We start from the raw sequence: 14,463 nt of genomic DNA, 5'->3' as shown, positions 1-14,463 counted from the left end.
GAGGTTAGGGCCGATAGAAAGTCGGTTGTTATTTAATAAAATAAGAGGGTGGCAAAAACTTACTTAACCTGAGCTCTGTATAAAGAAATCATTACTGTTTTGTTTTTATAATAAAATATAAATTCAATCTACAGTGCGGCTAATATTGTGTAGTTCAAGGCAGAACAGTTCGTAATAGCTAGCCTATTTCGGGCTGTTCTAACACAGAAATACGCATTAGTAGCTGTGCTGTAGAGGTTTACTTATGCAGAGCTCAGGTTACTTAGTTGAAAGCTGCCCCAAGATACGTTTATGTTTACAAAAAGAACAATCGCAATTGTCTTTATCTTGCTGACTTGCGCGACTATTTGGTGGCAAACCACTGATTGGTATGAAAATTATTTATATGAAAATTATCGTGCCTCTGTTTCAAAAAAATTCAAAGAGAAGGTCGATAAGCTTGAAGATATAATGAGCCGGCATGGACTCTTAGTGTCCAGTTTGGCTTCGATAGTTGAAAGTGAAATCAAAGATGATGTTAAGCTTGAAACTGTCAATAAAGCTCATGTCAAACTAGTAATGAAAGCCATGCTTGAACTCAATTCAGGGCTAAAATCATTGCAAGTTACTAATCGATATGGCTTAAATATTACTGTTCCTTCTAATGAGTTTTCCTACATTGTCGGTCTTGACTCTATATCTAAAACAAATCAGTTAGTGATATCTGAACCTTTTGACTTGCAGTTAGGTGGAAAAGGGGTAACGTTAACGAAATCGATATACAGGGAAGGTAAGTACTGGGGCCGTGCTTCTATAATTGTTAATTTAACATCTTCAGTATTGGCTTCGAAACTGATAGATAGTAATCCAGAATTACAAATGGCATTTCGAACAGACTTAGGAAAAGTCTTTATTGGTGATCCAGAATTGTTTGATCACAGTTTACTTCGTTTTACCGTTAACTTGCCATCGCGACATTGGGAAGTTGCTGCTGACACCATTATCAAAAATTCGGAAGTTGAAAATAAAGCTGATTTGTTTCGAGTATTCCTTGCCGCTTTTATGTTCCTTTTATTAGGGGCTATGTATATTTTTTATCACCAAGTTTTTTTGGTTTTTACAGAGCTTCGTTCAAATAAGTCGCAAACTGATCAGATATTTTCATTTGGCTCTGAGCCTACTAACTATTTTTTAAGGAAACGTAAATCAAGCTTTGTTATGCCGTTTATCGCTACGGCTACCATCACGCTTTCTTTAGCTGCTTTACACTACTTTATTAAAGAGCAAGACCGAGGAGCGGATAGCAAGCTTCTAACTACTAAATTGTCTCATTCTGTCAGTGAAATTGAGACTCAATTGTCGCTAGATGAAAACTTTTTGTACCTCCTTGCAACGGAAATCCCGCAAGTAGGGTTACAAAGTGAAGAGATAGAAAAATGTTTGAAGGATTATTTACTTCCTCACTCAAGTTTGCTGCATTTTTCCCTCAGTGACAGTAACTTTAAACTTGTTAAACGAGTATCCTCTAGTCAAACACAAAGCAGTGTTGCGCTAAAACTGGCATTGACTGAATTGGAAAAAGCAGCTCAACTTTCCAAAAAGTATGGTGCCGTAGTTTACACTAAACCTTTTATGCTTGAACAAGCACAGCCTGTTTTTGCTTTATTTGTGCCTATCTTTTCGGGTGAGGAGTTTATTGGCAATCTTGGGGCGATTTATTCGATTCCCAAATTAGTTGATACCTTAATTGCGGAGAATTTCTCTGAGCAATATCAGGTTTCAATGCAGGATAATAAACATAAACTTTTGTACCAAGGTGATACAGATTTTAGCTCATATCATTTAGCCCATAACGCACCTATCCCTAAACTACATAACTTACTTTGGCTTAATGTAGCCACTAAACCCTCTTCAATTAGTGAAGGGATGCAATTGTTTGTATTTTTATTATCGTTATTTATCACAGGAGTTGCTGTTAGTTTATGGCTGCAATATAAACAAAATCAATTGGTATGGAAAAAAGGGCGCTCGCTCGCTGAATCACAAAACCATTTTCATTCAATCGCCCACTCTGCACCAATTGCTGTGCTCATTACTCAACCCCAAACAGGTAAAATTTTATATGGGAATTTGAGAGCGAAAGAGTTACTCACATCAGGTGATAAATCGTTGTCTGGCAGACATGCTGCCGAATTTTACGTTAACCCAAAAGATAGAAACTTATTTGTAGAATACTTGAATCTTCAAAATCGTGTAGATGGCTTTGAAGTGCAAATAAAATCGGATGCAGGGAACTTGATTTGGGCTTCATTATCATCAAAAGTTGTTGAATATACTGATGGCGAAGCGGTCATTACTTCAATTACTGATTTGACTCAGCAGCGGACATATCAAGATCAATTGTATCGCAAAGCTAATTTTGATGAGCTAACAGGTTTACCTAACAGAGGAATGACGTTTGAGCGTTTAACCAGTGCGATTAACATTGCTAAATTAAATAACACATCCGTAGTGTTGATGTTGTTAGATTTGGATGACTTTAAAAAAGTTAACGATAGTTTTGGTCACAACGCTGGTGATGCGTTACTGAAGCAAATATCTACACGTATTGGTCATTTGATCAACCCAAATGACACCTTGGGACGTCTTGGTGGTGATGAATTTGTGATTATTTTAACGGAACCTCAGTCAGTAGCTAATGCCCAGTTAGTCGCGGAAGAGGTAAATAAGTCTTGCTCGCAACCAGTTTTGATTCAGCATCATGAAGTAGTCGTTGGTTGTAGCATTGGAATTGCTACTTTCCCACAAGACGGTAGTGATTATGAAGCGTTAACGAAAAATGCCGACGCTGCCATGTATGAAAGTAAAATGGCTGGTCGAAATGCATTAAAGTTCTATTCTAATGCTATGAGTAACGCTGTTCAGTCGCGTCTTGAAATGGAAAATGAACTAAGGCAAGCACTAAAGCGCAATGAATTATACGTTGTCTATCAACCTATTATTTCTGGGGATACAGGCATTGTGATAGGCGTGGAAGCCTTACTAAGGTGGAAGAATGAAAAATTAGGCCAAGTGCCGCCTGATGAATTTATTCCATTAGCTGAGTCACTTGGCCTGATCAGTACTATTGGAGAATGGGTATTAGAGCAGTCATGTGCTCAAATAAAACAATGGCGCCAACATAAACATGGCCCTCGTTATGTATCTGTAAATGTTTCGAGTAGGCAGCTTCGAAATAATGTGATTCTTGACGATGTTCAATTAGGGCTCGCATTGCATGAGTTACCTGCATCAGCGTTAGAGCTTGAATTGACTGAATCAGCATTAATCGAAAACTCTGAAGAAAATCAAAAGATCTTCAACAAGCTCCATAATTTAGGCGTGCATTTAGCTGTGGATGATTTTGGTATTGGCTATTCATCGCTAAGTTACTTACGACGTTTTTCGTTTGACACTTTAAAAATTGACCGTTCATTCATTAAAGATGTTCCTCATGAAAAGGACGCGATACAGTTAGTAGACGCGATTTTGTCTATGGCGAATAGCTTAGGTATGAAAATCGTTGCAGAAGGCGTAGAAACCAAGGAACAGCTCGATTTCTTGCAACAAATGGGCTGTTCGGCTATTCAAGGTTTTTATATTTCACGTCCACTAGCAGTTGATGACGTTCTTCCATTTTGTGAAAAACAAAACTTGGCTTCAGCCCCTGTAACAATTGCTCAAGGAGAGGAGAGCATTGAACTGTAAACATCAGCGACAAATTATAGAGTGGTTGTATCAAGATCCTAGTAGTATGAAGGCGTTAGAGGTTGCTGAGCAAGTGATGCAAGCTCAAGGAATAAAAGATTATCTATTAGCGGCTGGTTTTGTAAGAAACTTGGTATGGGATAAGCTCCATTCAAAGGAGCTTATATCATCTTTGTCTGATATAGATGTAATTTATTATGAAGCGAATGAGCTTTCTGAAGATAAAGATAAAAGTTTAGAAGCTATGCTTAATGATCAGCTGCGTTTACCTTGGTCTGTCAAGAATCAAGCGAGAATGCATATTAGAAATGGTGATAACCCTTATGTATCCATTATTGATGCTATGTCTTATTGGCCTGAGAAAGAAACGGCTGTAGGAGTAAGACTTGAAACTAATAAGATAATTGTAAAATCTGCATTTGATTTGCAATCACTGTTCTCCTTAGAAGTTACACATAACCCCAAAAGAAGTAAGTCAGTCTTTAATCAAAGAGTTAAAGATAAACACTGGCTTTTAACCTATCCCAAACTTACCGTCATTTGCTCTCATTAAATGCTCAAAATAACAACGTTCTGTTGTTATTTTGACTTTGTTTTATGATCGAGATCATGTAATGAAACGATGTTCCATTTGAGGCGTTTTTCGATTGATTTAGATCAATATTATTATCTGATTCATCTGGCAAATTAGCACCTAAATGTGATGCGACACAAAAAACTACTGGTTCGTATTGAAAACCTAATAATTCAAAGAAGCCAGTTAACTCATATCACTCAAAAAATAAATTAATGAGTGGTAAACATCTTAAATGGAGAAAGATGATGAACAAGCGTTTTGTTAAAGGTCTAGTTGCTGCAGGTCTAATTGCTGCTGGTTTTGGCGCTCAAGCTCACCAAGCGGGTGATATCATTGTTCGTGCTGGTGCTGTAATGGTTGCTCCAAATGAGTCGAGCCAAGATGTTGCCGGTCTAGGTGAGTTCCAAATCGATAATAACACTCAACTTGGTTTAAACTTCGGTTACATGGTTACCGATAACTTTGGTGTTGAGCTACTAGCAGCAACTCCATTTAGCCATGAAGTATCTTTAAAAGATGTAGGTGTTATTGCTGAAACTAAACACTTACCACCAACCTTGGTAGCTCAGTATTACTTTGGTGATGCACAATCTAAATTCCGCCCATATGTAGGTGCAGGTATTAACTTCACTAACTTTTTTGATAATGAATTTACGGGTAACCCAAAGGCTGCAGGTTTGAAGCTTAACAGCCTAAGCATTGAAAACTCGTTAGGTTTTGCTGCTCAAGTTGGTTTCGATTATCAAGTTAATAAAAACTGGTTAGTAAATGCTTCAATTTGGTATGCGGATATTGGTACTGATGTGAAGTTTAACTCTGCTGCAGCTAATAAAGATTTCACAATCAAAACAGACGTTGACCCAATGGTTTACATGGTTTCAGTAGGTTACAAGTTCTAATACCCTCTAATGAAATCACTAAAAATGCCGCTAACACTAGCGGCATTTTTTATGGACTAAATTCGTGCAAAATGCTGCAGCGAATGAGCAGGTAAAAACATCTAAGCAATCTTATCTGATTTTCTATTAGTTATTTTAGTACTCAGTAGTACCAGCCTTTGTAATACAGAATTTAAAGTTTTATTGTTTGTGATTTTTGTCAAAGAACATCTTTATCTGTAGAGCAAATCTAGCCGTTTTGGATTTCCACTTTGGTGGTATGACGAAACCAGCATTATTTAATAGAGAAAAATAAATAAAATCACTTAAGGGCATGAAGTGCAAGATGAATACTTGCACTTTTGATTCAGCTTATTACCACTTCTTCTTTGGTTGGAACAGCACGTCAATATCATCTTCACCATTAGCAGCTTTGGCTGTAGGTATAGATTCTAGGGCTTTTTGCTGTTGGGAATTATCAATACTTGCACTAAGAGAATGAGCTAAATTGAGTTTGGATTGAGCAAAATGATCTTCAGGATTATTTAACTTAATAGCATTAAGTGTTGCGATTGCTTTATTTAGAAATTGCTTCGCTGAGCCATATTGTTTGATATCTTTTGCTTTTTGAGATCGAGTTAGCATCGCATCAACATTAATTCTAAGTTGCATACTATTGATTCGGTTTTCTTCTTCAGTAAACACGGTTGGATCTATTTTTCCTTTATTATGTTCACTGCGTATGATTGCCTTGAGCTTTTTAAGCGTTTGTACCATTAGTACAAGTTGTTTGTCGTCATTAGGTATCTGAATTGCATCCAATGATGGTGTGGCTGAAGGACTTGATTCAAGCTGCTTAATTTGAGCATTAAAATCAATCAACTGTCTTTCGTAATCTTTTTGTAAGGAGCTTGGGGCTACATTAGCTGCTTGGGTTATTTCATCTACCAAGCGTTTATACAACACTAACATAACTTGGTTTGAGCAAGGAAATAATGAAATATGCTCCAACACTCTAGCTGTTTCATCAATCTTTGAGCGTTGTTGTTGGTGCTGTACACGACGGTCAGCGTTTTGCTTTTCTTTATGTTGTTGGTAAAGGTTGATCCCAATGATAAGTAGCAATAATGCACTGATCACGATAAGTGAAATTGTAAAAATCATTGTGTTCCCATATTAAAAGCAATTGATAGAACTTCATCAAAAATCAACATATTTATGCCTTGATTTTACGCTATCTAACTAGTCACTGTTAAGCGTTATAGTCAGTTTTCGGCCAATTATTGGTAAAATTAACACTTAAAAGTGCAATAAAACGTCAGTCTAAGTCTTTGTGGTTAACAAGTGTACATTGCTATAACTTTTTTTAACGTTTATCGTTCTATATATATTCTTTTGCAATAAGAGACAGGATATATTATAACGCTTAAATCTAGATAGAAATTTAACGGTATTGAATTGCTTCGATACCAATAACTTACCTGAGACGCCACGAGATGAGGCCCTACTATGAAGCTGCAACAACTCCGTTTTATTGCCGAAGTTGTCAACCATAACCTGAATGTTTCAGCAACGGCTGAGAACTTGTATACATCGCAACCAGGGATCAGTAAACAAGTTCGTATGCTGGAAGATGAATTAGGGATCCAAATTTTTGGTAGGAGTGGAAAGCATCTTACTCATGTCACACCGGCCGGTGAGCAAGTGATCAATATCGCTAATGATATTTTGAGTAAAGTAGAAGGCATCAAAAAGGTAGCAGAAGAATATACTCAACCAGATATGGGGGAGTTAAACATTGCTACAACGGATACTCAAGCAAGATATGCATTGCCACCTATCATCAAAGGGTTCATTGACCGCTATCCTCGAGTGAACCTAAATATGCATCAGGGAACGCCAAACCAGATTAGTGAACTTGCCGCTCGTGGCGATGCTGATTTTGCCATCGCAACAGAAGCTATGCACCTTTATACCGATTTAGTGATGTTACCTTGCTATCACTGGAATCGTTCAGTTGTGGTTAAAAAAGACCATCCTTTAGCTTCTCGAAGTAAAATTTCTATTGAAGAGTTGTCCCAATTCCCGTTAGTTACCTATGTATTTGGTTTCGATAAATCATCTGCAATCGAAAAAGCTTTTAAACGAGCAAACTTAGATCCAAGAGTAGTATTTACCGCTACAAGTGCAGAAGTGTTGAAGACCTATGTGCGTTTAGGGCTTGGAGTAGGAGTGATTGCATCAATGGCCGTTGATCCTGCTATTGATGATGATTTAGTAGCGATTGATGTCAGTGACTTATTCGAACATAGCACGACTAAAATAGGCTTTAGGAAAGGCAGCTTCTTACGAACTTACATGTATGATTTTATCGAATACTTTGCGCCACACTTGACCAAAGATGTGGTTGAAAAAGCGATTGCGTTGCGAGATCAAGAGTTAATAGATCATATGTTCGATAACATGAAATTACCCATGAAGTAGAGGTTAGAGCATACTCAGAAGTGATGAGCGCGATATGCACTCATCACCTTTAAGCTTTAACACTCAACAATATTCACTGCTAAACCGCCTTGTGCGGTTTCTTTGTATTTACTTCTCATATCCATGCCTGTGTCCATCATGGTTTTAATCACTTTATCTAATGACACCTTATGATTGCCATCACCACGAAGTGCCATACGAGAAGCATTGATGGCTTTCATTGCGCCCATTGCGTTACGTTCAATACAAGGTACTTGAACTAGGCCACCGACAGGATCGCAAGTTAGCCCTAGGTTGTGCTCCATGCCAATTTCAGCGGCATTTTCGACATGCTCAATTGTGCCGCCCATTATTTCTGTTAATGCGCCAGCGGCCATAGAACATGCTACTCCAACTTCACCTTGGCAACCGACTTCAGCGCCAGATATCGAAGCGTTTTTCTTATATAGAATGCCAATAGCTGCAGCTGTCAGTAAAAAGCGAGAGGCTATTTCTACATCGACCTGTTCAACATAAGTATCGTAGTAACAAAGCACTGCAGGGATAATGCCTGCGGCACCATTGGTCGGTGCTGTGACGACTCGGTCGCCTGCTGCATTTTGCTCATTAACGGATAACGCGAACAAATCTACCCAGTCCACTGCTTTTAATGGGTCATTACAAGTTTTACTTTCCGCTTTTAATTGACGGTAAAGAGCTGGGGCTCGACGACGTAACTTTAAACCACCCGGCAGCAATCCTTCTTTTTGATAACCTTTCTCAATGCAGGTTTTCATGGTCTGCCAGATTTGCCATAAGCCGTCTTTGATCTGTTTGTCACTTGCTAGGCACTTTTCATTTTCCATCATTAATGAAGAGACTGATAAACCATTTTCTCGGCAAAGCTCCAATAACTCATTTGCACTATGGAAATCATAAGGCGCTGAGACGATGGGAGAGGCTAGAGATGCATCTTGTTGAGCGATTTCATCTTCATCAAGAATGAAGCCACCTCCTACAGAATAATAGGTTCGCTTATAAACACATTCGCCTTTAGCATAGGCATATAGTGTCATTGCATTTGCATGAGCGTCTAGATTGATAAGACGGTTATAAACAACCCCATGTTCACGGGTAAAATTGACAACTTTACCGTTGGCGAGTTTTAAGGTCTCAGAATCCGATACGTGCTTTAAAATGCCGTCAATTGCATCAGTATCTACGGTTTCAGGGTCTTCTCCCATTAATCCTAAAATAACCGCTTTGCCAGTGCCATGTCCTTGACCTGTCTGTGCAAGAGAGCCAAATAAATCAGCACGCAACTCATCGACTTCGCCTAGAAGCTCTTTTGTCGAAACTTGGTCAATAAAAATTTTGCCCGCTTTCATAGGGCCAACGGTATGAGAACTTGATGGTCCGATACCGATTTTAAACATGTCAAACACACTGATCATTTTATAAAAGCCTAGTTATGAGGAATGATTCCTTCTTTTTAATATGAACATAAGTATCACACATAATTATTGTTTCGATACATTAGAATTTCTAATGTGTCAATTTCGAATTAAATCTGCTTACCGATAACATTCCTTACTCTGATTGAATTTACCTATGGTTTATGACTTAATTGGCTCTGAATGTATCTCTATGAAAAGGGTTTTGAGTGAGTTATTTAATGATGGATTTAGCGGGGCTCGAAGTCACCGAACATGAAAAAAAACTATTGGCTCATCCAATGGTTGGTGGATTAATTTTATTTACCCGTAATTATCAAAATAAAACTCAACTAATGGCTCTGGTAAAAGAAGTTCGAAAATGTAATCCCAATATTCTTATTGCTGTTGATCATGAGGGAGGGCGAGTTCAGCGTTTTCGTGGCGAGTTCACTGATATCCCTGCAATGGGGAAAATATTGTCTGCGGCAAGTGGTGATCTTTCACAAGCAAAAACTTGGGCTCTAGAATTAGGGTTTTTAATGGCTATTGAACTATTGGCTTGTGATATTGACTTAAGTTTTGCTCCAGTTTTAGATGTTGATGGGATAAGTGAGGTGATAGGGGCGCGCAGTTTTAGTGAAGACCCTGAACAGGTTATGATCCTAGCAAATGCGTTCAGCTCTGGCATGAGACAAGCTGGGATGGCGGCTGTCGGAAAGCATTTTCCTGGACATGGTAGCGTGAAAGCAGATTCACATATTGCTTTACCTGTTGATGAACGTTCAAAAACGGAAATTTTCGATCACGATTTAATTCCATTTGAGCAATTAATTGCTGATGAACAAGTTCAAGGGATCATGCCTGCTCATGTCATTTATTCTCAAGTAGATGAGCGACCTGCAGGTTTTTCAAAATATTGGCTGCAAACAGTTCTAAGAGGTGAATTGGGATTTAAAGGTGTCATTTTTTCTGATGATTTAGGCATGGAAGGCGCCAGCGTTGCTGGTGGATTTAAAGAAAGAGTGACATCAGCGCTTGCCGCAGGTTGCGATATGATTTTGGTGTGTAATAACCCTGATGCTGTTAATATATTACTGACAGACTATCATTGGCCAGATACAGACCCTTTGTATCCTGCTAGGTTATTAAAGCCAGACCAAACCAATGTGATGCAATCTTTAGAAAATGAAACGCGATGGCAAGCGGCAAAAGCCATTGCTGAAAAGGTTAATCAATATTAAGCCAGCTTTGTAATTTCAAAGCATATTGCTCAATTGAGAATCGCTGCTGAGCTGAGTCTCGGCAGTGATGTCTAGATAACGTTAAAGCATCATCAACTCGATTTGCCATATCTTCATTGTTTTCAACCAAGTAACCTGTAACGCCTGAAATTACTGTTTCTGTAGGTCCACCTTTATTGTATGCAATGACTGGAACGCCACAGGCATTGGCTTCCACGACATTGTTACCAAACGCTTCTATCCATGTAGGTGTCATTAACATCAATGCCGATTGGCTCATTTCTTCGAATAGTTGATGTTGTGGTACGAAGCCGCGCCAGTGAATATCAACTTTTGGAAATTTCCCTATAAGTTGTTGTTGATATGACTCTGACTGAACTTTCCCCCAAATATGAATAGGTAGGTTAACTTTATTGGCAACCTCTAGTGCATTTTCCAAGCCTTTCTCTGGAGATATGCGCCCAACCCAAGCCAGTTGCTGCTTTGGACTTTCACAAAAAGGAAATGTTTTAAATTCAAAGCCATTACCAATAATGGATACTGGGTTCTCAAGGTTAAATGTGTTGGCAGATGCATGGGTATGAAAAGCGAGTCGTTGAGGCATCATTCTATTCAGTTCTTCTACGGCACCAGCAACCGTTTGATTCTCATTACTCATAGAAACCAGATGATACATCGGAGTGGTAAAAAACGGTGTTAACCAAATCGGCAACCAGTCATAAGCCATATTGAGAATTACATCAAATTCATACTGATGAGTTTGAGCGTATCGACACATGGAAACAATGGTACTGTCGTGACTCAAAGTGACAGGCGTTGATGCTGATTCAGTTTGAACGCTGGTTTGTAGCTGACCTGAAATTTCTATCAATATAGTATCATCGGCGGAAAGCGTTGAGCCTGTGGGTGCTAAAACCGTAAATTGGTGACCTAACGGTGATAGTGCATTAATAATATTCAGTAAGGTAATATCTATGCCACCACCTTCACCTTGCCCGATGGCTTGAACCGGCGTTGAGATAATTAAGATCTTCATTAGCGCTCAATTTGCCCTAAGTTAGCGTGAATCACAGATCCGTTAATGACCGGAGTATTCGCTGCAAAAAATACCGTTTTGGCGATTTCTTCCGGAGTGATCAAGCGACCGAAAGTGACCATGTCAGTAATGGATTTTTCAGCTTCAGGTTCATGCCCAAAATGCTCCCTAAGCATTTCTGTATCCGTAAAACCCGGGCAAATACAGGCAGTGTGTATTCCTTTACCAGCTAGATCTTGGCTGACAGAACGCATCATTCCAATAACGGCATGTTTACTTGTTACATAGGAATAGCATCCAGGAACCGCCTTTTCACTTAATGTCGAACCAATAAATACGATCGATGAAGTTTCAGGCATGTGTGGCAACAACATTTGAGTGAGCATCGTAGGGCTTATTATATTGATGGCTAGGTCTTTGTTTAAGCTCTCTGTATTTGCAGTAAGAATGGTATCAGCAGTATGGCCAGCAGCACAGTGAACGATGACGACTTGAGTTGCACCTTTCAACTCTTGAATCAAACGCGCTTGATGTTCCTTTATATTAGTTGGTGATGATAAATCTGTTTCTAGATTTAAAGTATCTTGGATGTTATTTGGGGAGCGAGATAAGTTAATGACCTTAAACTGGGCTTGCTTAAAGTGTTGGCTGACGGCATAACCTATACCACGACTTCCACCTGTAACTATCATGACTTTTTGCATTGTTACTCCTCTTTTTTCCAAGAGCTTGAACCTGATTGTCCTGCACCAGATGAAACCGAAACAGTAATGTGTTCAATACCGTATTTTGTAGGCGGAAGAGCTTGAATAATCTGTTCTAGCAGATAAAAAGAAAACTCCTCAACACTTGTGTTTTTGATCGGAAGTAACAAGGTGTCTGAAACTGGAAAACGTAATGTTTCATTATGGAATTTCACATGGTACTCATCGTTATTCTGATGAATATCTAAATATGGAGAGTGGTTAGGCAATAAGCAATATTCATCTAACTTTTCGCATAAGGCTTTGGCTTGGTCTTTAAATAAACGGTAACTGTGTGATAGGCCGTCATTCCCTACAGGAAGCGTTAATTCTAATGAGACTTGGAAATTGTGGCCATGAAGCCTTTCACGTTCAGTACCAGAAAAAATGGTGAAATGCGCTGCTGAAAATTTCATGTATTCTTTGGCAAGCACTAAATGGGTTAAGCGTTGATTAGTCTGTGTCATCGTTACCTATTTAGCGGGAATGTTTAAACCCACTTTAACCAGTTTGTTGTATTTTGACTCACCTCAAACTGCGAGGAACGTTTCTCTGTTATCTTGACAGTAATTTATGACAATTCAAAGTGGTAACTGACTCATGATTTTATATTTTCATGGCTTTGACTCAACGAGCCCTGGTAATCACGAAAAAATGCGCCAATTACAATTTATAGATGAAGACGTGCGTTTAATTAGTTATAGCACAGAACATCCGCGACATGATATGCAACAGTTACTCAAAGAAGTAGTAAAACAAAAGTCGATGTCTAGCGATGAAACGCCTTTACTTATTGGAGTAGGGCTAGGTGGTTATTGGGTGGAACGTATTGGCTTTCTAACCCAAACTCGAAGTGTAATGATTAATCCTAATTTATACCCTGAAAATAACATGCAGGGAAAAATAGACCGCCCTGAGGAATATACTGATATCGCGGAAAAGTGTGTTACAGAGTTCCGAACCAAAAATAAAAGCAAGTCATTATGTATCTTATCTAGAGAAGATGAAGTATTAGATAGCGCTGATACAGAAAAAGCATTAGCTGAATTTTATGACATTATTTGGGATGAAAAACAGCCGCATAAATTTCCGGCGTTAGGGGCTCATTTAAAGTCTATTAAAGCATTTAAAGGATAACTTTAAGGTAACTTGTCCCGTTACTGGGTAATGCTAAGATAAATACCAAACAACTTATCGTCGCTCCAACGAAGGCTGGGGACTTAGCTGGATAATGTCAGTTATCTACCTGACATTATCCAGCTAACGGGGTTGTGAAGTTATATTGCTTTCTGATGTTGTATCTTCAGATTGAACTGGCTTTTCCACTGGCGCTTCCATTTTTCGTATTTGAATCACCATACCCATTTTAGGATGGTCAAAATAATGTATCTCCGTGCTTCTAACTCGGCGATTTTGGATCATCGGAATGGAAAATAAAAACTCCTGAGGCTTTTGTGGTTCTATGTCAGCTTCAGAGCTTTCCGAAAGTAGGTTGGAAGCAATTTGATCCGATTCTGGTTTAGGCTTGGCAAGTAACATTTCTGGGTCACGCAGTCTTAAATCCGTTTCTATATACAAATAATGCTGTAAATAGATATTGAGTTTTCCATCGAGCTCCCATATTGGAGATGGAGATACTGGCTTACTCGGGACTTGTTCTGTGTGAGTGAAGTCCTGCTCTACCGTTGAATCGAGCTCAGGCGTGTTTTGTTGAACAAGATTGTTTTTAGTGTCTGAGGTTAATGGGTTTACATCATCACTATTTTCTAACAGTTCTGGCTCAGAAGGTTTTATCGAAAAACCATCAGCCTGAAACTCTTTGCTAAAATCTTTTCCACCATATAAATGCAGCGCTTTTGAACGCCGCTTAGGCAACATAGCTTGCTGCCAAGTGAGGTGCAGTAGGCTCGTTACACCACGTTGGCGCCGAATTTTATTAATGATGTCTGTAAATTGATTTTGCTCATAGGACAATAACGTTGCAGGATCACCTTGATAAACTTCAGGGATCTCATCGGCACTAATGTTCACCGGTGTAACTTCAGGGAAAGTGATTTCAGTTACTGCATCTTGTGGTACACAGTCATTCATTAGAGAACGAGTAAAATCCTCGCCAATCACCGGAAAGGCTGGCTCGCAATCCACTGCAGGTTCGATCACATGTTCAGTATGAACAATCGGTGTGATCAAATCTACGTTTCCTCTCAACTTAACCGGAGGCACCGTTTCTGACCAATGCTCAGTTGTGGCTGAGTCACGCTTAAAAATATACACCTCGACCTCAAACCAACGCTCAGGTGCAGCATAGGCATTAGTTGAGATGATTAATGATAACAGTGCAAGTTTAGCGGTGCGTAACACAG

General features: G+C 39.0%; 12 protein-coding genes. 6 read left to right on the top strand and 6 right to left on the bottom strand.

The annotated features are described in order from the left end of the window. Nucleotides 1–291 precede the first annotated feature (291 nt). The 3 genes from AC1EU0_RS15745 (at nucleotide 292) to ompW (ending at nucleotide 5,202) form a co-directional block, all read left to right on the top strand. Nucleotides 292–3,726, top strand: a complete 3,435-nt coding sequence (locus AC1EU0_RS15745; protein WP_480303518.1) for a putative bifunctional diguanylate cyclase/phosphodiesterase — start codon at nucleotides 292–294, stop codon at nucleotides 3,724–3,726. Beyond that, complete coding sequence (locus AC1EU0_RS15740) at nucleotides 3,716–4,279, top strand: nucleotidyltransferase family protein (RefSeq protein WP_480303517.1); 564 nt, start codon at nucleotides 3,716–3,718, stop codon at nucleotides 4,277–4,279. The genes AC1EU0_RS15745 and AC1EU0_RS15740 overlap by 11 nt, the downstream gene beginning before the upstream one ends. Nucleotides 4,280–4,545: 266 nt before the next feature. After that, nucleotides 4,546–5,202 (top strand): outer membrane protein OmpW, encoded by a 657-nt coding sequence (ompW, locus tag AC1EU0_RS15735; RefSeq protein ID WP_480303516.1) that lies wholly within the window; start codon nucleotides 4,546–4,548, stop codon nucleotides 5,200–5,202. A 354-nt stretch (nucleotides 5,203–5,556) separates the two neighbouring features. On the opposite strand, the gene AC1EU0_RS15730 is transcribed toward ompW, so the two are convergent. After that, entirely contained in the window at nucleotides 5,557–6,345 is a 789-nt protein-coding gene (locus AC1EU0_RS15730) for a hypothetical protein (RefSeq protein WP_480303515.1), read from the bottom strand. Between the two features lie 345 nt (nucleotides 6,346–6,690). Here AC1EU0_RS15730 and cysB point away from each other — a divergent pair, with 345 nt between their 5' ends. Beyond that, nucleotides 6,691–7,665: an HTH-type transcriptional regulator CysB gene (gene cysB / locus AC1EU0_RS15725; RefSeq protein WP_480303514.1), complete on the top strand. Its 975-nt coding sequence runs from the start codon at nucleotides 6,691–6,693 to the stop codon at nucleotides 7,663–7,665. 56 nt (nucleotides 7,666–7,721) lie between these two features. Here cysB and AC1EU0_RS15720 read toward each other — a convergent pair whose 3' ends face one another. Beyond that, nucleotides 7,722–9,098 carry an L-serine ammonia-lyase gene (locus AC1EU0_RS15720; RefSeq protein ID WP_480303513.1) on the bottom strand — a complete coding sequence of 459 codons (1,377 nt, stop codon included), beginning with the start codon at nucleotides 9,096–9,098 and terminating at the stop codon, nucleotides 7,722–7,724. A gap of 209 nt (nucleotides 9,099–9,307) precedes the next feature. On the opposite strand from AC1EU0_RS15720, the gene nagZ reads away from it, so the two are divergent. After that, complete coding sequence (gene nagZ, locus AC1EU0_RS15715) at nucleotides 9,308–10,321, top strand: beta-N-acetylhexosaminidase (RefSeq protein ID WP_480303512.1); 1,014 nt, start codon at nucleotides 9,308–9,310, stop codon at nucleotides 10,319–10,321. Here the strand turns inward: nagZ and AC1EU0_RS15710 are convergent. The 3 genes from AC1EU0_RS15710 to AC1EU0_RS15700 are packed head-to-tail and all read right to left on the bottom strand — an operon-like array spanning nucleotide 10,308 to nucleotide 12,567. Beyond that, on the bottom strand, nucleotides 10,308–11,357 hold the full coding sequence (locus AC1EU0_RS15710; RefSeq protein WP_480303511.1) for a glycosyltransferase family 4 protein: 1,050 nt from the start codon (nucleotides 11,355–11,357) through the stop codon (nucleotides 10,308–10,310). The two genes, nagZ and AC1EU0_RS15710, sit on opposite strands and share 14 nt — an antisense overlap. Next, complete coding sequence (locus tag AC1EU0_RS15705) at nucleotides 11,357–12,061, bottom strand: SDR family NAD(P)-dependent oxidoreductase (protein ID WP_480303510.1); 705 nt, start codon at nucleotides 12,059–12,061, stop codon at nucleotides 11,357–11,359. Before AC1EU0_RS15705 ends, AC1EU0_RS15710 begins: the two co-directional genes overlap by 1 nt. Nucleotides 12,062–12,063: 2 nt before the next feature. Continuing rightward, on the bottom strand, nucleotides 12,064–12,567 hold the full coding sequence (locus tag AC1EU0_RS15700; RefSeq protein WP_480303509.1) for a 6-pyruvoyl trahydropterin synthase family protein: 504 nt from the start codon (nucleotides 12,565–12,567) through the stop codon (nucleotides 12,064–12,066). Between the two features lie 133 nt (nucleotides 12,568–12,700). On the opposite strand from AC1EU0_RS15700, the gene ycfP reads away from it, so the two are divergent. After that, entirely contained in the window at nucleotides 12,701–13,237 is a 537-nt protein-coding gene (gene ycfP / locus AC1EU0_RS15695; protein ID WP_480303508.1) for an alpha/beta hydrolase YcfP, read from the top strand. Nucleotides 13,238–13,360: 123 nt separating this feature from the next. On the opposite strand, the gene AC1EU0_RS15690 is transcribed toward ycfP, so the two are convergent. Next, nucleotides 13,361–14,461 carry a peptidoglycan binding protein CsiV gene (locus tag AC1EU0_RS15690; RefSeq protein ID WP_480303507.1) on the bottom strand — a complete coding sequence of 367 codons (1,101 nt, stop codon included), beginning with the start codon at nucleotides 14,459–14,461 and terminating at the stop codon, nucleotides 13,361–13,363. Nucleotides 14,462–14,463 lie beyond the last annotated feature (2 nt).

It is taken from the genome of Parashewanella sp. 2210YD4-3, assembly GCF_056591735.1.
This window is presented reverse-complemented; position numbering and strand designations above follow the sequence as displayed.

Bases quoted from the DNA above. Each gene is read 5' to 3' on its own strand.
- AC1EU0_RS15700 (WP_480303509.1), bottom strand. From the start codon at position 12,567: ATGACACAGACTAATCAACGCTTAACCCATTTAGTGCTTGCCAAAGAA.
- AC1EU0_RS15705 (WP_480303510.1), bottom strand. From the start codon at position 12,061: ATGCAAAAAGTCATGATAGTTACAGGTGGAAGTCGTGGTATAGGTTAT.
- AC1EU0_RS15710 (WP_480303511.1), bottom strand. From the start codon at position 11,357: ATGAAGATCTTAATTATCTCAACGCCGGTTCAAGCCATCGGGCAAGGT.
- ompW (WP_480303516.1), top strand. From the start codon at position 4,546: ATGATGAACAAGCGTTTTGTTAAAGGTCTAGTTGCTGCAGGTCTAATT.
- cysB (WP_480303514.1), top strand. From the start codon at position 6,691: ATGAAGCTGCAACAACTCCGTTTTATTGCCGAAGTTGTCAACCATAAC.
- AC1EU0_RS15720 (WP_480303513.1), bottom strand. From the start codon at position 9,098: ATGATCAGTGTGTTTGACATGTTTAAAATCGGTATCGGACCATCAAGT.
- AC1EU0_RS15730 (WP_480303515.1), bottom strand. From the start codon at position 6,345: ATGATTTTTACAATTTCACTTATCGTGATCAGTGCATTATTGCTACTT.
- ycfP (WP_480303508.1), top strand. From the start codon at position 12,701: ATGATTTTATATTTTCATGGCTTTGACTCAACGAGCCCTGGTAATCAC.
- AC1EU0_RS15745 (WP_480303518.1), top strand. From the start codon at position 292: ATGTTTACAAAAAGAACAATCGCAATTGTCTTTATCTTGCTGACTTGC.